The sequence below is a fragment of the Angelakisella massiliensis genome (assembly GCF_900104675.1).
In the GTDB taxonomy this organism is placed as follows: Bacteria; Bacillota; Clostridia; order Oscillospirales; family Ruminococcaceae; genus Angelakisella; species Angelakisella massiliensis.
On the sequence record NZ_LT629945.1, the window covers coordinates 2,523,020 to 2,543,499 of the forward strand.

The window sequence follows — 20,480 nt, forward strand, 5'->3', positions numbered from 1 at the left end:
CGATCAGCTGTTCGTCGTTCTCTTCACTCAGTACTTGAAACTAAAGCTTTTTACATGATACCTCTACCGGCAAAGCTGGCTACTTCCGATCCACAATCAAAACCACCAGTTGAACTGGTGGTTTGCACCAGCCCTAGAAGGGCATATTACCGGCCCGCGTCTTAAGACGCACTGAATGTTGCTTCGCTTGCATCACTTGCTCCGCAGCCCGTAAACGGGCAATCGACATTCATTGGAATTTTTTTTCATTGACGAAAATTTTCTCCTTGCAGCTCGCTTCGCTCGATGCCTGAAGCTAAAGCTTTTTATGGGATGCCTCCACCGGCAGAACCGGTGGTTTCCATTAACAACAAAAAGAGTACAGGAATCTTTCGATTCCTGTACTCTTCTGCATCTTTATTCAGCTTTTCCCACTTTCTCTTGGCCTAAAATCTGGGATTTTTGGCGTTTTTTCGTGGGACGGTGATAACAACTAAATTATTTCACCATGCTGGCGACTTCGCTGGCGAAATCATCCACGCGCTTCTCAATGCCTTCACCCTTCTCATAGCGGGTGTAGGTCTTGATGGAGATTGTGGTACCCAGAGCCTTGGCGGTATCAGCAACAAACTGACCCACGGAAATATCGCCGTTCTTGATGAAGGCCTGATCCACAAGGCAGTTCTCCTTGTAGTACTTCTTGATCTTTCCTTCGATCATTTTCTCCTTGACCTGAGCGGGCTTGCCCTTGGTCTTGGGATCATTCTCGATCTGAGCCAGCAGAATCTCTTTCTCCTTGGCAATCACTTCAGCAGGAACGCTCTTCTCATCCAGATAAGCGGCAGGCAGAGCAGCAATCTGCATGGCGATATCCTTGGCCATATCCTTGAACTCGGCCTTGGAAGCAGCAGCCTCGTCGGCAACATCAAAGGACACCATAACGCCGATACGGCCGCCGCCATGGATGTAGCTGACCAGATCGCCCTCGTAACGCTCGAAACGGCGAACCTTCATGTTCTCGCCGATCACCAGGATCAGTTCCCGCAGCTCTTCCTCCACGGTACCCTTGCGGCCGCTGACAGTGGTAGCCATCAAAGCATCCAGATCAGCGGGAGCAGCATCGATTACGGTAGCAGCGCAATCCTTGACAAAGCTCATGAACTTATCGTTCTTGGCAACGAAGTCAGTCTCGGCGTTGACTTCGATGATGGCGCCCACCTTCTTGGCCTCGTCCACAACAGCGTAAACGGTACCCTCGGCGGCGATCCGTCCAGCCTTCTTCTGAGAAGCAGCCAGGCCCTTCTCACGAAGCAGCTCGACAGCCTTGTCCATATCACCATTGGCCTCGGTGAGAGCCTTCTTGCAGTCCATCATGCCGCAGCCGGTGGACTCACGCAGAGCCTGTACGTCTTTAGCGGTAAAAGCAGCCATAAATACATCCTCCTAAACGTGGTTTCAACATATTCCGTTCAAAGAAAATGCCCGATGTTTTATCCGTCGGGCATTTTCCACATTCGTTATAATACAGCCCGGATTATTCCGCAGCCTCGGCGCTCTCGGCAGCCTCGGCCTCAGCCTCAGCGGCACCCTGCTGGCCCTGTCTGCCCTCGATGATGGCGTCAGCCATGGTCTGGGAGATCAGCTTGACAGCGCGGATGGCATCGTCATTGCCGGGGATGACATAATCCACTTCGTCAGGATCGCAATTGGTATCCACGATGGCCACCACGGGGATACCCAGCTTCTTGGCCTCGGAGACAGCGATCTTTTCCTTTCTGGGGTCGATAACAAACAGCGCGCCGGGCAGCTTATCCATATCCTTGATACCGCCCAGGAACTTCTCCAGCTTCTCGATCTCCAGGTTCAGCTTGGCGGCTTCCTTCTTGGTCAGACGCTCAAAGGTGCCGTCCTCCTGCATCTTGCGCAGCTGCTCCAGACGAGCGATCCGGCGGCGGATGGTCTTGAAGTTGGTCATCATACCGCCCAGCCATCTGGCGTTGACATAATAAGCGCCGGCTCTCTCAGCCTCTTCCTTAACGGAATCAGCAGCCTGCTTCTTGGTGCCGACAAACAGAACGTTGCCGCCCTCAGCCGCCACGTCACGGACGAAGAGATAAGCCTCCTCCAGCTTCTTGACGGTCTTCTGCAGGTCGATGATGTAGATGCCGTTGCGCTCAGTGAAGATGTAGGGAGCCATCTTGGGGTTCCATCTTCTGGTCTGGTGACCGAAATGTACGCCGGCCTCCAGAAGCTGTTTCATAGTTACTACTGCCATTGTTGTGTTCTCCTTTCGTTTTTGGACCTCCGCACCCCGCGCTTTACAGCACCACCGGAAATTTTCCGGCAACAATACTGCAATTGGGGCACGTGCGTATTCCGTTCGCTGTAACATGATATCACATTCAAATTAAGATTGCAACTCTTTTTTTGATGCAATCTTCCTTTATTTTGCTTCCCCGCTGTTATTATGTCCCCAGGAAAGCGTAGAATGCTCGATCGTCTCTATACATACCCGATTCGCCTCTTCATTGTCGCCTTTTTCCAGTGCTTTGTAGATTCGCATATGAAGTTCATCTGAAAAATCATAATCCGGCGGCAGGATCTTGGTTGTAGTGGTGGTCACCTTGAAGTAATCCAGAAAAGTTTTCGAACAGAGCCTGTAAATCATGGTCAGCAGCTTATTGCCTGACATTTCAATGATGCATTCATGAAAATCCGCGTCGGCCTTTGCGATTTTCTCCCGGTCATACTGCAAAACAGCTTCATGAAAATTGTGAAGGCACCGTTTCAGTTGCTCCATCTGCTCCGGAGAATGGCGCTGTACCGCCAAGCGTATCCCAATTCCCTCCAAAGCGATTCTCAATTCCAGAATGTCCTGCAAAGAAGCCATGTGGGTCAGCAATGAACCAATTTCTTCAAAATAGGTACTGACAGAGATTTCTTTTACATATGTGCCATTGCCTACCTGAACTTCAATAAGTCCAAGGGTCTGCAGCTTTTGGAGAGCCATGCGCAGAGACATTCTGCTCACCCCAAGCTGATTTGCCAATTCCGGTTCCGAAGGCAGTTTATATCCCGCCGGCCATTGTTCTGTCAGAATCAACTCTTTTATAGTATCAAAAATCTGGTCTGTCAGTTTTGCTTTTTTTATATTGCCCACCTGTGGAATATTCTGATTTGTCACCATTATTTCCCATCCTAACATAAAATTTCATTGTTCCTATTATCAGCTTTTTCCGTTGGAAGTCAATGAAATGCAAAATTACCTTTTCTGTGCAGATGTTATTTTCTGATTATTGCACAAAAAACAGGTTGAAATTTATTAAAAAAATGTATTGTGTCTGCTGACTAGTTGTTATACAATTGTTGTCGGACAGCAGAGTTGTCCGCACAACTTCAAGTAGGAGGGTTATTATGAAAATCACCAAAGTGGATGTGTTCCGGATCGAGTCCGGAATCAATGCTCCTGTGGGATGCCGGATCTACACCGATGAAGGGATCTATGGAGACGGTGAAGCCGCTCTTGCCTATGGCAAAGGCAGCCATGCCGCCTTCGGTATGCTTCAGGATCTGGCTCCTATGATCATCGGAATGAATCCCATGGAACACGAAGTGATCTGGTATAAGCTGTTTGAAAAATCCTTTTGGGCTCAAAATGGCGGTCCCGTCGTTTATGGGGGCATCAGCGCCATCGATATGGCCCTCTGGGATATCTGATTGTTTCCCTGAGCGCAGCACTCAATATCTTTATGATGATCCGCTCCCTCATGTCTTTGACCCTGGCACTGGCGGGAGTGAGCATTCTGCTGATGATTTTGTGCGGACTGTACATTTATCTGCGCATGAAGAAAACAGATATGACCATCTATTCTTCTGTATGGGTTCCCCAGGCTGAAAGCAACGCGGCAAAATAATCACACATCTTTTATCCCCTCACTTTTCAGTACAACAGCATAAAAAAGTTCAATGGCGATTGAGGCAAAGTTCCTGCCCAATCGCCATTGAACTTTTTTATCCAAACAGCCAATTCAGCGCTGAATTTTTCCGCTGAAATTTATGTCCCGGAGGATAACAGTACTTGACCAGGACCGCATCCTCCCCTATACACTCAATTTGTTCCCAGGGGATGACCGTATCCTCTTCTCTGCCCAGCAGTCCCAACAGCCGGGGTCGGCCGTAAATGATCAAAGCCCGCACCCGGGCACAAGTGGTATCCACCTCCAAATCCGATACACAGCCCATACAGCTGCCGTCGTTGATGTTGACCACTTCCTTATATCGCAGCTCCATGACACTGCACATCATCTGTAGCGCCCCCTTCCGCTTTATCATCCTATGCGGCGCGGAGGCCGTCCCATGTCAAATCTGCTTTTTGATCCGTTCCAGTGCGCCTTTTTCGATGCGGGATACCTGGGCCTGAGAAATGCCAACCTGCCGGGAAACCTCGATCTGGGTTTTGCCGGAAAAGAACCGCAGGGAAAGAATCTTCTTTTCCCGCTCGCTCAGCTCTCCCATGGCCTGGCGCAGCGCAATCTCCTCCAGCCAGTCACTGTCTGTACTGCGGTCCTTGATCTGATCCATGACAAAAATGGTGTCCCTGCCATCGGAATAAACCGGATCATACAAAGAACTGGGCTCCATGATGGATTCCAGCGCCAGCACCACATCCTCCTTGGGGCTGCCCATCTCACGGGATATTTCCTCCACCGTGGGCTCCCGGCCGTTTTTGCCCTGAAGCTGTTCTCTGGTCTGCATGGCTTTGTAGGCAAGATCCCGCATACTGCGGCTGACCCGCACCATATTATTATCCCGAAGATACCGCCTGATCTCTCCGATGATCATGGGGACCCCATAGGTGGAAAACCGGACATTGAGATTGGGATCAAAATGGTCAATGGCCTTGATCAGCCCCACACAGCCCACCTGAAACAAATCGTCCAGGTTTTCTCCCCTGTTGGTAAACTTTTGAATCACACTGAGGACCAGACGCAGATTGCACCGGATCATCTCGTCCCGGGCCTGCTGGTCTCCAGCTCTTGCCCGTCGGAGCAGTTCCATTTTCTCCGGCTCCCGAAGGGTCTTTAATTCCGCGGTGTTGACGCCGCAAATTTCCACTTTATTCAGGTACATCTGCCCACCATCCCATCCTGTTTTTTCTATGGATAGTATGGCTGACCGGGCTGATGTTTAATCTCTTTGGCTGCAAGTGGTAAAAAATGCAGCTTGTTTTGTCAGTAAACCTTTTCCAGCTCCCGCCGCAGACTGCGAATAATTTTCTTTTCCAGACGGGAGATATAAGATTGGGAAATACCGATCATATCCGCCACTTCCTTCTGGGTCCGCTCAGGCTTTCCTCCCAAACCAAAACGCAGCTCCATAATGGTCCGCTCCCGCTCATCCAGCTGGGAAACCGCCCGCAGCAGCAGATTTCGCTCCGTCTCCTGTTCCACAGAGCGATGAACCGTATCCCCTTCCGTTCCCAGCACATCAGATAAAAGCAGCTCATTACCGTCCCAGTCCACATTCAAAGGCTCATCAATGGAAACCTCGCTGCGCAGGTTCTGAAACTTCCGCAGATACATCAAAATCTCATTTTCAATGCATCGGGAAGCGTAGGTGGCCAGCTTGATGTTTCTCCCCGGGCAAAAGGTGTTCACTGCTTTGATCAGCCCGATGGTACCAATGGAAATCAGGTCCTCGATCCCCACACCGGTGGATTCAAACTTTCGGGCAATATATACCACCAGCCGCAGATTATGTACAATCAACTGCTGACGGGCTTCTCTGCTGCCCTCTGCCAGCGCTTCAAAAACCTTCTGTTCCTCCTCACGGCTCAGGGGCGGAGGCAGTGTCTCCGGTCCGTTGATGTAACAGACTTCCCCCGTTCTGGAAGCCGCCAGCGCTGTCATCAATCTTCTCCATATCCTTTGCCCCAGCAACAGAAGTCCCAGTTTCATCATGTCCCCAACCCTTCCCCTATGCAGATTCCATTGTCCGCTCCCTGAAAACGGACCATTTCCGGCGGGAAAACACCCTGAAAGCCGCCGCCTCCCACCGGATGAAGGCTGACCGCAACCCAACCATCTCCCTTTTGGATCCTCTCCCCTCTGCTGAATATCAGCCGCTGGGGATGAAAGGCACAAAGCATTCCTCCCCCGCCCACGTCCCGGAAAAACACAGGCCTCAGCCCAGGGCAGCTCTCTGCCTTGCCCTCAAAGATCGCCTGTTCCTCTGCGGGGGTCAAAAGCGGATGAATCCGTTCCCAGTCCGCCACCAGCACCGGCTGGCCGGAAAAGGGCTCCCGAAGGCTGCATCCAGTGTCCCGCAAGGCGGTAAAGGATACTGTACGGCCTGCCCGGGTCACCTCCACCTTCCACAGCTCTCCTTCCGATACTTCACGTCCGAAAAGCCGGTCAAACAGGCAAACAAACAAATAGGCCGCCGTCACACAGCCTGCCAGCAGCAGAGGCGGAACATCCCAGTAAAAAGCGCCGTTGGCAAAAGCGATGCGGTCACTGGGAAAAAGCAGCCAAAGTCCCAGCACCCCGCCGGCCAGCAGGAAGCTGACGGCAAAGAACACAACCACTACCTTGCCGAATACGCGCCAGGACATTCTGCCGTAAGCTGCCAACACAACCAGCAGCGCGGAGCCGGCCCGAACCAAAAGCTCCATCCACCAGCCATGTACCGGAAGAAAAATGGAAAAGGAGCAAAGAGCCCCTGTGAGTGCCCCTAAATATTGACGCTTGCCCCGAAAGGGGATCCCTGTTAATCGTCTGGTCAGGCGGAGCAGCAGAAGATCCACTAAAAAGTTCACCGCCGCCAGCACATCTCCATAGATGACCAATCCTGTCCCCCCTCTTCCGCAACACTTCCAGTATATGCGTAAGGAGGGGAAATTATTGTCGCAACGGCTCAGAAATACCAAAACCCACCGGACCGCAGCGGGCTTGCGCAATGACCACCGATGCAAATTATATGGAAGCAGAGTCATGAGCCTGCTGTTTATCGCCGGAGAAAGCTTTTGTGTCCAAACTTTCTGCCCCTTTTTCTTTTTTAAATACAGCTGGATCAATTTCACCTTGTTTCTTGAAAAAGTTCCAGTATATGCTATAATATAGAAGCATATGGGAGTTTTTGGAAGAAAGATATCTGCAAAGGGCTCCTGAAAACGGAAAGAAAAGGAAGAAGGTTTACAGTAAATGAAACGATTTGTTGCTATCCTGCTGGCGGTGATGCTGGTGGTGGGTTTGACTGCCTGCGCCGCTCAGGAGGCCGCCTCCACCTGGGAGGACCAGTATGAATTGGGTATCCGGTACCTGTCGGAAGGAAATTATGAAGAGGCCATTATCGCCTTCACCGCCGCCATCGAGATCGATCCTATGCAGGTTGAAGCGTATGTGGCACGAGGCGACGCCTATTTCCAGAGCGGGCAGCCGGAAAAAGCTGAATCCGACTATCGCAAGGCGCTGGAATTGGACGATGATGATGACGATACCGCCAGCAAATTGGTGGACGCGCTGATCCAGCAGGGAAAGCTGGAGGAAGCCGCTGAAATTCTGGAGGATCTGATTGAGAAGAATCCCAGCAATCCTGATTACTATGACAAGCTGGCAGATATCTATGAGCAGCTGGAACAGCCTGAAAAAGTGCAGGAAACCCTGGAAAAGGGTGTGGAACAAACCGGCGATCAGCAGCTCTCTGACCGGCTGGAGGAAATCGCACAGGAAGCCTCTGGTCTTCCCCCTGTTCCTGACGATGGCATCAGCCGGGAAGTGGTGGAGATGTCCAGCGGTGATGAACTGATGGAGCTTTCCTTCGCCGAAGGGGTGGAAAATCTGGAAATCCGGCTGGGAGACGGAGACTATAATGTGGATTCCTTCTTCCTTTATGGTGCTGAAAACGTCTCCATTATCGGCACCGGCAACACCCGTCTGGTATCTACCTATGGTACTGAAACCATCATCTCGATGTATGACTGCGACAACATTCTCCTTTATGGCCTGATCATGGGCCATGACCTGGAGCCCTCCATGAGCTGTTCCACCGGCGTTGTGGAGCTTCTCAGCAGTAAAGATATCAAAATCATCGGCTGCGATATCTATGGCTGCGGCCTCCACGGTATCAACGCCAGCGAAAGCCGTTTTGTGGTGGAAAACAGCATTATCCGTGATTGCAGTATGCACGGCGCTATGCTCTATTCCAGCCGCGGTATCTTCACCAACTGCACTTTCAGCGGCAACTGCTATCAGTACACCAGCAACCCTGTCTTTGACCTTTGGGGAGAGTCTTGTTCTGTGAATCTCAACTCCTGCGTCATTCAGGATAACCTGGGTGAAAGCAAATATAAGTTGGCTGATGGTGCGGAATTTGAAGAAAGCGACACGATCGAAACCGGAAACAGCTGGCAATAATCCTCATGATCACACATATATGAAAGCTCCAATGCTTTCAGCGGAGGACCATATCGCCCAAGCCGCACCGGCTTCCCCGGCCAGTGGGCGAGGAAAAATGGGAAGCAGCTTTGTTTTTCAGACGCTTTGGACTTCTCTCATCACAAGTAAAAAAGAATCCTCCCCCTGCTGCTTCGTCGCAGTAAAGGGAGGATTCTTTTTGTTTGATGATCAGGCGGCCCTTACATATGTCTCAAATCAGGCCTTCATGAATCAGCTTGTACTCCAGGGAATCTCGCAGGGCCTGCCAGCTGGCCTCCAGAATGTCGGTGGAAAGGCCCACAGTAGTCCAGTAATTGACCCCATCGGTGGATTCAATAAGAACCCGTACCTTGGCGGCAGTTCCCACCCGTGTCTCCATCACACGGACCTTGTAATCATACAGCCGCACCTGCGCCAGCACCGGATAGAAAACCTCCAGCGCTTTTCTCAGCGCCACGTCCAAGGCATGAACGGGACCATCCCCCTCGGCTGAGGTCATTTCAATGGTATCTCCCACCTGGACCTTGATCATCACCGAACAGGAACGCTCCGCTTCCACAGCCGGCTGTTCTCCCAGGGTCTTGAAATACAGCAGCGTGAATGCCGGATGATATTTTCCCAGCTGTTTGCGGGCAAATATCTCAAAGCTGGCCGCGGCGGACTCAAAGGCATAGCCCTCATATTCCAGCTCCTTGAGCTTTTCGATGATCTCTCCTGTCACCTGACTGTTTCGGGTAACAGTGCCGTCCAGCGCCATGATCTTGTTGGCAATGGCAGTGCGTCCGGCAAACTCCGACACCAGAATATTCCGGGTGTTGCCAACTGTTTCCGGCGGGATATGCTCAAAGGAAATGGAGTTTTTGTAGATACCGTCCACGTGCATTCCGCCCTTGTGGGCAAAAGCGCTTTTACCGACGTACGGCATACTGGCGGGCAAGGCCAGATTGGTCATTTCCGCAATATACCGGGCGGTCTTGGTCAGGCGGACCATCCGTTCCGGGGGAATGCAGCGGCATCCCTTTTTCAACTGAAGATTGGCGATGATGGTAGAAAGATTGGCGTTGCCGCACCGCTCTCCAAAACCGATATAGGTTCCCTGGACATGGGTCGCTCCCGCCGCCACTGCCGCCATGGAATTGGCTACCGCGCAGCCCACATCATTGTGGACATGGATGCCCACCGGAACCCTGACCTGAGCCACTACCTTTCCCGTGATCTCAGCAATCTCTTCAGGGAAACAGGCGCCGTTGGTGTCACAAAGGCACAGACGCTCGGCGCCCGCTTCCTCTGCCGCTTTCAGCGCCTGAAGCGCGTATTCCGGAGCGTTTTTGAAACCGTCAAAAAAGTGCTCCGCATCAAAAATGACATGGCGGCCATGGGCCCGGAAAAAAGATACCGTATCCCGGATCATCGCCAGGTTTTCTTCCAGAGTGGTGCGCAGCACATCCCGCACATGAAGGTCCCAGCTCTTGCCGAAAATAACCACCCAAGAGGTTCCTGCATCCAGAAGGGACCGGACATTCTGGTCCTCCTCCACAGGGATCTCCTTTTTTCTGGTGGCGCCAAAGGCACAGATATTGGTTTGGTCCGTATCCATCCCGGATACACGCTGAAAATACTGGATATCCTTGGGGTTGGAAGCAGGGTTTCCCGCCTCTACAAAGGAAACCCCCAGTTTGATCAGCTTGCGGGTGATGTTCAGCTTATCTTCCAGGGAAAAGCTGATTCCCTCCCCCTGGGCCCCGTCCCGAAGGGTGGTATCCAGAATTTCAATATTCCGCTGTTCCATCCTCAGCCCACCACCTTGTTGACCGCGTTGAGATATGCCTTGATGCTGGCCTCAAAAATATCCGTGGAGATGCCCCGGCCGGTGACATTATTGCCATCCTTGCGCAGCTTTACCACGACTTCTCCCAGGGCGTCCTCACCTTCGGTAACAGCATGGATGTTGTAGCTGACCAGCTGGCAGCCGGTTTTGGTGATCCGCTCAATCGCTTTATAAGCAGCATCCACCGGTCCGTCTCCCCGGGCCACATGCTCCATCTCTTCGCCATTTTTCAGCAGCTTGACCACCGCTGTAGCGGAAATGACCGTGCCGCTGTTGACCACAAAGCTGTGCAGACGGTAGGTTTCAGGCAGCGCATACCCCAGCCCTGCCACAATGGCTTCAATATCTTTATTGGTGACGCTCTTTTTACGGTCTGCCAGGTCCAAAAAGCGCTTGAAGGCTCGCTCCAGCGCTTCGCCCGACAGCTGGTATCCCAGCTCCTCCACCCGCTCCTCAAAGGCATGGCGGCCGGAGTGCTTGCCCAGCACCAGATCGCTTTCATAAATACCGATGGTAGCAGGAGACATGATCTCATATGTAAGAGGATTTTTCAGCACACCATGCTGATGGATTCCCGCCTCATGGCTGAAGGCGTTGCGGCCCACCACCGGCTTGTTGGCGGGGATCTTGGCGCCGATAATGGTGGAAATCAGCTTGCTGGTGCGGTAAATCTGCCGGGTATTGATCCCAGTCTCCATCCCCAGGGTGTCTCCACGGGTATGGATGGCCATAATCACTTCTTCCAGCGCGGCGTTTCCTGCCCGCTCCCCAATGCCGTTGATGGTACCTTCCACCTGGTCCGCGCCGGCCCGAAGCGCGGCCAGAGAATTGGCCACCGCCATTCCCAGATCATTGTGGCAATGGACAGACAGACGAACCTTTTCCTTCTGATGGAGGTTGTCCCGGATATAGCGGATCAGGTCATACATTTCCTCCGGGGTATCGTAGCCCACTGTATCGGGGATATTGATGGTGGTAGCGCCGCAGTCCACCGCCAGATTGCAGCACTCCAGCAAAAATTCCCTGTCGGAGCGGGTGGCGTCCTCTCCCGAAAACTCCACATCCTCACAGAGGCTTCTGGCATAGGTGACGCATTCCCGGATCTTTTCCAGAGCCTGTTGGCGGGTGATATTCAGTTTGACCTCCAGGTGCAGGTCGCTGGTGGCGATAAAAACATGGAGACGGGGATGAGCCGCTTCCTTCAGCGCCCGGGCCGCTGTATCGATATCATTCTGAACACAGCGGCAAAGAGCCGCTACCGTACATTCCCGCACCTCCCGGGCAATGGTGGAAACCGCCTCAAAATCATCGGGAGAGGCCACGGGAAATCCCGCTTCTATCACATCCACGCCCAAGCGCTCCAGCTGTTTGGCAAACTCCAGCTTCTCCCGGGTGTTCATGGTGCAGCCCGGGGCCTGCTCCCCATCCCGCAGGGTGGTATCAAAGACAGTAATTTTTCTCATCTGTCCAAGCCTCCTTTTAACACACCGGACAAAACGCTTCTTCACGCTCTGCCGATAAAGCCCCAACGCCAGTAATGGAGCCTCATTACCGCCGCAATGGTGTTTGCAGTTATGATACCACAAACTTCCTCTCCCCGCAACGGCCATCTGCTTCCCAAAAGCCCAAAAGATCTGCTTATATCCTCGTATTCTATTTGGGAGCACTCTTTTGGGCAGCAAAAAAGAGCGGCGCGCATTCAAAACAGCACGCCGCTCTTTGCAGACAGATGTCATTTATTACAGCACAACCCATTGGGAATAGCCTTCCCCTATTTTCAGCTGAACAGTAGCCAGGGAATTTCCTTTGGAGAAAACCCATTCTCCTGCATCCGCCAGCTCAGGCATACAGCTGTAACCGTTTTTCCGCATACATTGAATCAGGCTTTTTTCCGCTCCATCGGAACGGGCAACATAAACCGCCGGCTCCTCCTGTATCTGTTCATAGGGAGAATCGGTGAACATCACCTTGGCCAAGCCAATACCGGCCGATATGGGATTGGCCACCCCCAGCTGCTGGACGGAAATACAGACCGACCATACCGATACTACCAGAATCACTGCAAGAATAGAAATAAAAACCTTTCCGCTCTTCTGCTGCTGCATACCATCCGCTCCTTTTTTCGGCCTGAATCAGCCTTTGATTGTTGTTTCTTCTATTTATTACAACGCAAAAGTCCCACATTTTATTGCAGCTTTTTATCATTGTTTTCAAAATATTCATAATCCCGCCTTTGCCACGCCCAAAGCACAAAATAAAACAAGAATATTTCCTGCTCAGGAAGGCTGAAAAGGAAAAAATAAGCCGGCCAGTTGTATCCGGCAGCCATCATAACAGCGGCGTATTTTCTTCCTTCCATTGTCCCTGTTCAAAAGTTGTGCTACAATAAATGCGACGATACAAAGCAAAAATCCCTATGATTTTTGAGGCTCATTGCCTGCTGCGGCAAACTTTTTTCGGGTAATGGCCGCTGCAAAGACAGTACGTTTACCCATTGAGACGGAGGCTCTTTATATGATCATTGATTTCCATGCACACCTTTTTCCCGATTCTCTCGCTTTTCGTACCATTCCCCATCTCCAAAGGATCTGCGGTTTGACCCCCACCTCCGACGGCACCCGGGATACTCTGCTTGCCCGAATGGAGCAGTGGGGAGTGGATCTGGCTGTGGTACAGCATATTGCAACAAAACCCCATCAGCAGCAAACCATCAATGATTTTGCCGCCTCTCTCCAGGGGGAAAAGCTTCGCTGTTTCGGCACCGTCCATCCCGACAGCCCGGAGCCTGAAAAAGAGGTGGAGCGTATCCATCGCCTCGGATTAAAAGGAGTCAAGCTGCACCCTGACTACCAGGGCTTTTTCGCCGATGATCCCAAGGCAGACCCCATCTATGAAGCTTGCCGGGCGCTGGGGCTGCCGGTGCTGTTCCACGCCGGCTGGGATTATATTTCCCCCGAAGTATCTCATGGCAGTCCCAAAGCCATTGCAGCGGTTCTGGACCGTTTTCCCGGCCTGACCATTATTGCCGCCCATCTGGGGGGAATGGCACGCTGCAAAGAGGCAGAAGAATATCTGATTGGACGTCCGGTATATATTGATACCTCCATGGCCTGGAATTTTTCCTCCCCGGAGGAGGCAAAACGGATTCTGCTCCATCATGACCCCCAACGGATCCTCTACGGCAGCGACTGCCCCTGGGGTTCCCTGGAAAAAGATCGTCCTTATCTGGATGCCTTGGGCCTTCCGGAAGATCTGATGGAAAAAATCTGGTTCAAAAACGCTCTTGCGCTGTTGGGGGAATGATTCATCCCCAAAATGGAACCAGAATCAGATCAACAAAAATTTTTCCCTGTTTCCTGTCTCTTTTTCATTTCTTCATCTCATTTCAAAACAGGCTGCCGATGAGAAAAAACAGAAAAAGCCGCTCACTGCTTCTTCCCCATAAAAAGCAGTGGGCGGCTTTTGTGCTGCCATGATTCTTTTTCTGTCAGCAGCCAATGGATGAAAACAGATCATCCTTTTTTCCCATTTTCAGATGGAATACAGATATACCTTTATATAGTAACGGGAATCAGACCAAAACGGCCGAACCATCAGCATCCGCTTACGCCAGCTTTCACAGACGGCTCCTGTTCTGTCTTCATTAAAATGTAAAGCGTTGTCTTCAAACATCCTATAACGCTTTTCCTTTTTGCTGACGCGTCGGTCAGTAAACAGACAGCCTCGCCCCAAAATGACAGCTTCATCTTTGTCAGCTTTTATCCCTGGGGACATACAAGAGCTTTCCTCTGCTCCTCTTCCAGAAAGCCCACACCTTTCCGTGTCATCTGCTCCATCATGAAAGCCACCTGCTCCGGCTGCTGCTTCATTCCCTCATTGAGCCACCGGTACATGACGCCTACACATCCGGAAACGATGTAACTGCCGCAGTATTCCCGCTGCTGCGGGGTAGTGGCCTTATAAAGGCTCATCCAGTCAGTGACGCATTTATCCTGCAGCATCCCTTCCAGCCTTTTATAAAAGGTCATATCACCATTGCGGCTCAGCAGCATCCGGCAGAGATCGGCATTTTCCTGAATATATTGAACCATCGCTAAAAAAATGGCATATAACGAATTCGTCAGCTTTTCTGCCGGAAAGCGCTCCAGAATCTCCCGGACATCTGCCACGGTTTCTTCCTCGATCTGCTGGTAAAGGTCATAAATATCCCGATAGTGGACATAGAACGTTGCCCGGTGCAGATCTACAAAGTCCGTCAGCTCCCGCACCGAGATATCTTTCAGTTTTTTCTGTGTCAAGAGATAAGACAGCCCCTGTCGCAGCATTTTTTTCGTCCTGCGGACCCGGCGATCACCATGTTCCTCTCTTTTTTCATTCATAAAAAGTTTACCTCCTTTGCCCAAGATAAAAGACATAAACTGTATATCTGTCTATTAACAGTCCAACATAACAGTTTATTGTTTATGGATTTTCTTCAATAACTCTATTATAATATCAGCAGAACATTTAATCAACATTTGTCTATTAACTTTATTGTTATTCAGGGAGTGACCCCACTTGCAGAAACTGACAACATGGATGCTCAAAGCCCGTTATGGGATCGTGGCCTTCTTTCTGGCAGCAACCGTCGTATGCGGCGCACTGACGATGCTGGTCTCCGTCAACTACGATATGGTGGACTATCTGCCTGACGAAGCCCCATCCACCATCGCTTTGGACGTGATGGACAACGCTTATGAAACCGCCGTTCCCAACCTGCGGGTGATGGTGCCAGATGTATCCATCCCCCAAGCACTGGAATATAAGGAACGTCTTGCCCAGGTTCCGGGGGTAGATGATATTCTGTGGCTGGATGATCAGGTAAGTCTGACCGTCCCCCTGGAAACGCTGGATCAGGAAACTGTATCCGACTGGTATTCCGATGGCTGTGCTCTGTTCTCCATTACCGTTGCGGAGGAGGGGCAGCTGGAAACCTTGGAGCAGATCCGCCAGATCATCGGTGATGGCGGCGCCATCAGCGGAAACCCCATGGATACCGTCAACGCTCAGGTAACCACCAGCTCTGAAGTGAAACGGATGATGTCCTATATCATTCCCATCCTGTTTCTCATCCTGCTGCTGACCACCACCTCCTGGTTTGAGCCGGTGCTGTTTATGGTCAATGTAGGCATCGCCATTGTACTGAATACGGGCACCAACCTGATTTTCGGCGAAATTTCCTTCATTACACAAACCACCGGCGCTATCCTGCAGCTGGCCTGCTCCATGGATTATGCCATCTTTTTGCTGGATCGCTTTGAAGAGATCCGTAAGGAAAATGTTCCTCCCATGGAGGCTATGGCCCAGGCAGTGGTCAAATCCGCTTCCTCCATTCTCTCCAGCGGTCTGACCACCGTGGTGGGCTTTGCCGCTCTTATTGCCATGCGCTTTAAAATCGGGCCGGATATGGGCTTTGTGCTGGCCAAGGGAATCGGTCTTTCCCTGATCACCACCCTGATCTTTATGCCCTGCCTGACCATGTGCTGCTACCGGCTGATTGACAAAACCATGCACCGCTCCTTTATGCCCACTTTTGAGCGGACCGCCAGAGCCACCAGCCGGATCAAAAGCTTTGTCACCATTATGGTGGCGGTGCTGCTGATTCCCTGCTGTCTGGCTCAGCAGAATCTTTCCTTCCAATACGGAATGTCCGGTATGGCGGCTCCCGGCTCTCAGGTAGCCAATGACCGGGATGCTATCAATGAAAAATTCGGAGAATCCGCCTCCTTTGCCCTGATGGTCCCAGAGGGCAATTCCGCCGCTGAAAAGGCCCTCAGCGAGGAGGTCAAAGCGCTGCCCCAGGTTGCCAGCGTGATCTCATACGCCGAAACGGTGGGCAGCTCCATTCCTGACCAATATGTTCCGCCGGATCAGCTCAAAGAGCTGAATTCAGGAGGATATACCCGGCTGGTGATCACTGCCCGCATCCCTCCGGAAAGCCCGGAAACCTTCGCTTTTGTCAAAACATTGCGTCAAACCGCTCAAAAGTATTATCCCGATTCCGCTCTGCTGGCAGGGGAATGCGCCAATGTTTATGACATGAAGGAAACCATCACCGCCGACAGTGTAAAAGTCAATGCCATCGCCATCGGCGCCATTGCCCTGATCCTGCTGGTCAACTTTCATTCCATTACCCTCCCCTTCTTCCTGCTGCTGACCATTGAGTCCTCCATTTTCATCAACATCGCCGTTCCCTATTTCACCGGCAGCTCCATGAACTACATCGGCTATCTGATTATCAGCTCGGTACAGCTGGGAGCTACTGTGGATTACGCTATTCTTTTTACCAACCGCTATCTGGAAAACCGGGCACAGATGCCCCGGAAGCTCTGTCCCGCCAAAACCATCCAGGATACTGCCGGCAGCATTCTTACTTCCGGCGGCATCCTCACTGTGGCCGGCCTGATTCTGGGGCTCATTTCCACCAATGGCGTCATCAGTCAGCTGGGTATCCTGGTGGCCCGGGGCGCGGTTCTTTCCGCCATCCTTGTGCTGGTGTTCCTCCCTGCGCTGCTGACCGCCTTTGAACCCCTCATCCTGCGGACCACCCGCAAGCTGCATTTCTATCAGGAGAAAGGAGCCGCCCAAACATGATCAAACGCTTTTGTTCCCTGCTTTTATCGCTGATGCTGGGGATATCCGCCGTTACCATCTCCTATGGGGCTGAGAGTGAAAAACCTCAGCTGTTGGATGTGGTCCTTTATGAAACCTCTGTCTGCCCCGGACAAAGTGTTCATGTGGGGATGGACGCCTGGTGTTCCGGAAATCCGGAACAGCTTTCCATAACCTTCCTCCAGGAGGAAACCGGCTCTGTTCTGGCCCTTTCCCTTCGTTCCACCGCTCCCGGTTCCATGGTGGGCCAGCGGTATGAAGGAAATCTCACCCTGCCGGAAAACGCCGCTCCCGGCCGCTACAGTCTGCGGACAGTAACTCTGATGGACAGCCAGGGCAACCGGATACGGTATACCTCCTGGGACAGCGGTGAGGAGCTGCTGTCGGATGTGCTGGATGAACTTCCCGCTTTCACTGTGGTATCCGGTTCAGGACGTCCGCTTCTGACGGGATGCTCCGTTTCCCCCGCTTCCCTGACCCCCGGTGAGGAGGCTACTGTCAGCCTTCAAACCTCTCTGTCCTCCAGCGAACTGGAGCGCGCTTCCCTGCTGTTTCGCAATGAAGACAACGGCCATGTGCTGGTCCTTTCCCTGGAGGAGGAGGACTGGGTCGGAGATGGGATGTATCAGAAAACGCTGGAAATTCCTCCTTATGAGGAAGCGGGCAGTTTCCAACTGGTAAAGGCAACCATCAAAAACTCCGCCTCAGGGGAACAAACCTGGAGCCATCGCCTTCATTTGGACGATGAGGACGCTCCGGATCAGCTGCCCATCCCTTTCCAGTGCGGCTTTCAAGTAACAGGCACCAGCCGGAGCGACGCTTCCGCCCCTGTTCTTTCCTCTGTAACCGTCACCGATATTCGACAGAAAATCGACAGCGGAGACCTGGAATATCATTTGGAAGCCCGGGCTTCCGATGATCGCTCAGGAGCGGCCAGAATCACTCTGCTATTCCGCAACAGTGCCAATGACCGAACTCTCTCCGCTGTGCTGTGGCCTGATGACGAGGATTCCCAACTGTTTACCGGCACCATGACCGTCAGTTCCTGGGAACCGGCGGGGGCATTTTTCCTGGAACAGGCAGGCGTCACTGATGAAGCCGGTAATTTCCAGAGCTATCGCAATGCCTGGGACCTGGGACAGGCCGGCACGGATCTTCCTCTCCCCCAGGAGCTCACGATTGAGGTGAATACAGGCAGCGAGGCGGCCGATGACACGGCCCCTGTTCTGGAAAGCCTGTCTCTTGACCGTCAGACCATCTCCCGGGGAGAGACTGTCGCAGTCACCGCCAAGGTGTCCGATGACCTCTCAGGGGTCAAGGACGTTTCCCTCCAGTTCCGCAGCCGAAGTGACAGTCCCCTTTCCCTGGTACTCTATCAACAGGGAGATGCCTGGGTGGGCACCATCAAGGACACTCAAAAGCTGGAACTGGGCCAATACCGTCTGACCCGGGTCACCCTCCGGGATGAAGCGGGCAACCGCCGGGGCTACTACGAATCCCCCGGCAGCTACAGTGAAGGGCTCCCCGTTTCTCTCACCTTTGTGGTGGAGGACTAATTTCTCAGACGCTGAAAGTGAAATTTGCGGCTGATATTTTGTTTTACTTTGTTCAAAAGACTGCCTTTGCAGTCCCCTATTTATCTCTGTCAGTTCATCAAAGGAGGAACCTTCCTTGTTCTACAAACCTTTTCATGCCTGCCTGTCCCTGACACTGGCGGCAGCGTTGGCGGTATCTCCCGTCACCGCCTGGGCTGAGGCGCCCCAGGAAAAAAACACGCCAAAAGAAGAAGTGATTTACGTCAACCTCAAAACCGACGGTTCCGTGGATCAGATCTATGTGGTCAATCAGTTTGATCTCACCGGGCAAACCCAGGTGGTAGATTACGGTCATTACAGCAGCGTGCGCAACCTCACCACCACTGACCAAATCGTGGTGGATGGCGATCAGGTCACCTTTACAGCCCCCCAGGGCAAATTCTATTATCAGGGAAATCTGGAGAGCAAAAATATCCCCTGGGATATCTCCGTTGTCTACACGCTGGACGGCAAACCGGTCCAGGGAGAAGAACTGGCGGGAGCCAGCGGACATCTGGAAATGACCCTGAGCTTTGCTCCCGCCCCCGGTTCCGATCCTGTATACAGCGATCATTTCGCACTCCAGGCAACTGTACTGCTGGACAGCGAGAAGTGTACCAACATCTCCGCCCCCAACGCCACTCTGGCCAATGTGGGCAGCGACAAGCAGATGTCTTACATCATCCTGCCGGGCAAGAGCAAGAGCTACACGATTTCCGCCGATGTCACCGACTTTGAAATGAGCGGAATTCAGATCAACGGCATCGCTCTGCAGCTGGATATCGATGACCCCGACACCACCGAGCTGAAAGACAAAATCTATGAGCTTCAGGACGGTGCGGTGGAACTGGACGACGGCGCGGTACGGCTGGACGATGGCGCGGCGGAGCTGTATGACGGAATCACCCAGCTGCAAGATGGCGGCAGCGATCTGAAGGACGGAGCGGAGGATCTGTACGATGGCGCCAAGGACCTGCAAAAGGCAGTCCGCCAGCTGAAAGGCGGCAGTGCGCAGATCGTTCAGGGCGGAACTGAGTTGTCTGACGGCTTTGGACAGCTGAACCAGAACACACCCCAGCTCAAAGGCGGTATCGCCTCCTTCCAGGATCAGGGGGCGGGATTGTTGGCTCTGGCAGGCATCAGCGTTCAGCTGCCCCAGCCTCCTAAGGATGATCCGCTGAATACCCAAATTCTCATTGAGCGCGGCGCTGTTCTGGACCAGGCTCTGAAGGAACTGGCAGACCAGTTGGCCAAGGAGAAAAAGGAACCCGTACCTGGAGCTTCACAGCTGATGGTGGGGGCATCCTCTCTGAATGGATCATCCCGCTCTCTTTTGGACAGTCTGCTTCCTCAGCTGGTTTCTCAGCTGCGCCAGCTGAACGCCTTGATGACCGGAACACTTCAGTACATCGCCGGTACAGAGGCACTGGAAACCGGCTACAGTCAGCTTTATCCCTTCCTGCTGGAGCTGGATGGCGGCCTTGGGCAGCTTTCCGGAGGTACTGATGAGCTGAAAAGCGGCTCCAAAAAGCTCTATGATGGTTCCTCGGAGCTGAAAGACGGCACAGATCAGCTGAAAGACGGTGCAGTCCTGCTGCGGGACGGCACCATCCAGCTGACCGACGGCACCCTGGAACTGCGGGATCGCTCTCAGGATATGGAGGGAGAGGTGGATGACCGCATTGATGAAATGATGGATGAATACCGCACTACAGATTTCACCCCTGTCTCCTTTGTCAGCGCCAAGAACACTCAGGTACAGGAAGTACAGTTTGCCATGAAGACCCCTGACATCCAGAAGGATGAGACGGTGCAGGAAACCCCGGTGGACCAAGGACCCCAAAATCTGTGGCAGCGGATCCTGTATCTCTTCGGCTTTGATTTCTAAAAACCTCCACTTTTTCCCTCTTCCCTTTAGTTACTCAGCTGAAGGGAAAGTGGTGGCCCATTGTGTTTGGCGCTTTCCACCGAAAAGATAACAAAAGCCCCCTCGCTTTGGGACCATGTCATTGA

General features: G+C 52.5%; 18 protein-coding genes and 1 pseudogene. 7 read left to right on the forward strand and 12 right to left on the reverse strand.

The window, feature by feature from the left end:
* Window positions 1–477: 477 nt before the first annotated feature.
* From tsf to BQ5383_RS17450, 3 genes are all read right to left on the reverse strand, one after another.
* Window positions 478–1,410 carry a translation elongation factor Ts gene (gene tsf / locus BQ5383_RS17440; RefSeq protein ID WP_071434151.1) on the reverse strand — a complete coding sequence of 311 codons (933 nt, stop codon included), beginning with the start codon at window positions 1,408–1,410 and terminating at the stop codon, window positions 478–480.
* A gap of 103 nt (window positions 1,411–1,513) precedes the next feature.
* Window positions 1,514–2,254 carry a 30S ribosomal protein S2 gene (rpsB, locus tag BQ5383_RS17445; protein WP_071434153.1) on the reverse strand — a complete coding sequence of 247 codons (741 nt, stop codon included), beginning with the start codon at window positions 2,252–2,254 and terminating at the stop codon, window positions 1,514–1,516.
* 168 nt (window positions 2,255–2,422) lie between these two features.
* Entirely contained in the window at window positions 2,423–3,166 is a 744-nt protein-coding gene (locus BQ5383_RS17450; protein ID WP_071434155.1) for a FadR/GntR family transcriptional regulator, read from the reverse strand.
* Window positions 3,167–3,393: 227 nt separating this feature from the next.
* Here BQ5383_RS17450 and BQ5383_RS17455 point away from each other — a divergent pair.
* Window positions 3,394–3,693 (forward strand): annotated as a pseudogene (locus BQ5383_RS17455) (mandelate racemase/muconate lactonizing enzyme family protein); the annotation flags it as partial.
* A 53-nt stretch (window positions 3,694–3,746) separates the two neighbouring features.
* Entirely contained in the window at window positions 3,747–3,893 is a 147-nt protein-coding gene (locus tag BQ5383_RS21255; protein WP_172724657.1) for a hypothetical protein, read from the forward strand.
* Between the two features lie 97 nt (window positions 3,894–3,990).
* Here the strand turns inward: BQ5383_RS21255 and BQ5383_RS17460 are convergent, their stop codons facing one another.
* From BQ5383_RS17460 to BQ5383_RS17475, 4 genes are all read right to left on the reverse strand, one after another.
* Entirely contained in the window at window positions 3,991–4,284 is a 294-nt protein-coding gene (locus tag BQ5383_RS17460) for a YlmC/YmxH family sporulation protein (RefSeq protein WP_071434159.1), read from the reverse strand.
* 54 nt (window positions 4,285–4,338) lie between these two features.
* On the reverse strand, window positions 4,339–5,109 hold the full coding sequence (gene sigG, locus BQ5383_RS17465; RefSeq protein WP_071434161.1) for an RNA polymerase sporulation sigma factor SigG: 771 nt from the start codon (window positions 5,107–5,109) through the stop codon (window positions 4,339–4,341).
* Between the two features lie 101 nt (window positions 5,110–5,210).
* Window positions 5,211–5,936, reverse strand: coding sequence for an RNA polymerase sporulation sigma factor SigE (gene sigE, locus BQ5383_RS17470; protein WP_071435231.1), 726 nt, complete (start codon window positions 5,934–5,936; stop codon window positions 5,211–5,213).
* Entirely contained in the window at window positions 5,936–6,826 is an 891-nt protein-coding gene (locus BQ5383_RS17475; RefSeq protein ID WP_071434163.1) for a sigma-E processing peptidase SpoIIGA, read from the reverse strand. The genes sigE and BQ5383_RS17475 overlap by 1 nt, the downstream gene beginning before the upstream one ends.
* A 355-nt stretch (window positions 6,827–7,181) precedes the next feature.
* On the opposite strand from BQ5383_RS17475, the gene BQ5383_RS17485 reads away from it, so the two are divergent.
* Window positions 7,182–8,393 (forward strand): right-handed parallel beta-helix repeat-containing protein, encoded by a 1,212-nt coding sequence (locus tag BQ5383_RS17485; protein ID WP_071434167.1) that lies wholly within the window; start codon window positions 7,182–7,184, stop codon window positions 8,391–8,393.
* Between the two features lie 232 nt (window positions 8,394–8,625).
* On the opposite strand, the gene cimA is transcribed toward BQ5383_RS17485, so the two are convergent.
* The 4 genes from cimA to BQ5383_RS21260 all read right to left on the reverse strand — a co-directional run bounded on the left by cimA (window position 8,626) and on the right by BQ5383_RS21260 (window position 12,601).
* Window positions 8,626–10,203, reverse strand: coding sequence for a citramalate synthase (cimA, locus tag BQ5383_RS17490; RefSeq protein WP_071434169.1), 1,578 nt, complete (start codon window positions 10,201–10,203; stop codon window positions 8,626–8,628).
* 2 nt (window positions 10,204–10,205) lie between these two features.
* Window positions 10,206–11,705 (reverse strand): 2-isopropylmalate synthase, encoded by a 1,500-nt coding sequence (locus BQ5383_RS17495; protein WP_071434172.1) that lies wholly within the window; start codon window positions 11,703–11,705, stop codon window positions 10,206–10,208.
* A gap of 276 nt (window positions 11,706–11,981) precedes the next feature.
* On the reverse strand, window positions 11,982–12,347 hold the full coding sequence (locus BQ5383_RS17500) for a hypothetical protein (protein ID WP_071434174.1): 366 nt from the start codon (window positions 12,345–12,347) through the stop codon (window positions 11,982–11,984).
* Between the two features lie 80 nt (window positions 12,348–12,427).
* Window positions 12,428–12,601, reverse strand: a complete 174-nt coding sequence (locus BQ5383_RS21260; protein ID WP_172724658.1) for a hypothetical protein — start codon at window positions 12,599–12,601, stop codon at window positions 12,428–12,430.
* Between the two features lie 155 nt (window positions 12,602–12,756).
* Here BQ5383_RS21260 and BQ5383_RS17505 point away from each other — a divergent pair, with 155 nt between their 5' ends.
* Window positions 12,757–13,545: an amidohydrolase family protein gene (locus BQ5383_RS17505; protein ID WP_071434176.1), complete on the forward strand. Its 789-nt coding sequence runs from the start codon at window positions 12,757–12,759 to the stop codon at window positions 13,543–13,545.
* Window positions 13,546–14,000: 455 nt separating this feature from the next.
* Here BQ5383_RS17505 and BQ5383_RS17515 read toward each other — a convergent pair whose 3' ends face one another.
* Complete coding sequence (locus BQ5383_RS17515) at window positions 14,001–14,621, reverse strand: TetR/AcrR family transcriptional regulator (protein WP_071434180.1); 621 nt, start codon at window positions 14,619–14,621, stop codon at window positions 14,001–14,003.
* Between the two features lie 178 nt (window positions 14,622–14,799).
* Here BQ5383_RS17515 and BQ5383_RS17520 point away from each other — a divergent pair, with 178 nt between their 5' ends.
* The 3 genes from BQ5383_RS17520 (at window position 14,800) to BQ5383_RS17530 (ending at window position 20,355) form a co-directional block, all read left to right on the forward strand.
* Complete coding sequence (locus BQ5383_RS17520) at window positions 14,800–16,875, forward strand: efflux RND transporter permease subunit (RefSeq protein WP_235822009.1); 2,076 nt, start codon at window positions 14,800–14,802, stop codon at window positions 16,873–16,875.
* A complete protein-coding gene (locus tag BQ5383_RS17525) occupies window positions 16,872–18,449 on the forward strand; it encodes a hypothetical protein (protein WP_071434182.1) in 1,578 nt (525 codons plus the stop codon). Before BQ5383_RS17520 ends, BQ5383_RS17525 begins: the two co-directional genes overlap by 4 nt.
* Window positions 18,450–18,564: 115 nt before the next feature.
* Complete coding sequence (locus tag BQ5383_RS17530; protein ID WP_071434184.1) at window positions 18,565–20,355, forward strand: hypothetical protein; 1,791 nt, start codon at window positions 18,565–18,567, stop codon at window positions 20,353–20,355.
* Window positions 20,356–20,480 lie beyond the last annotated feature (125 nt).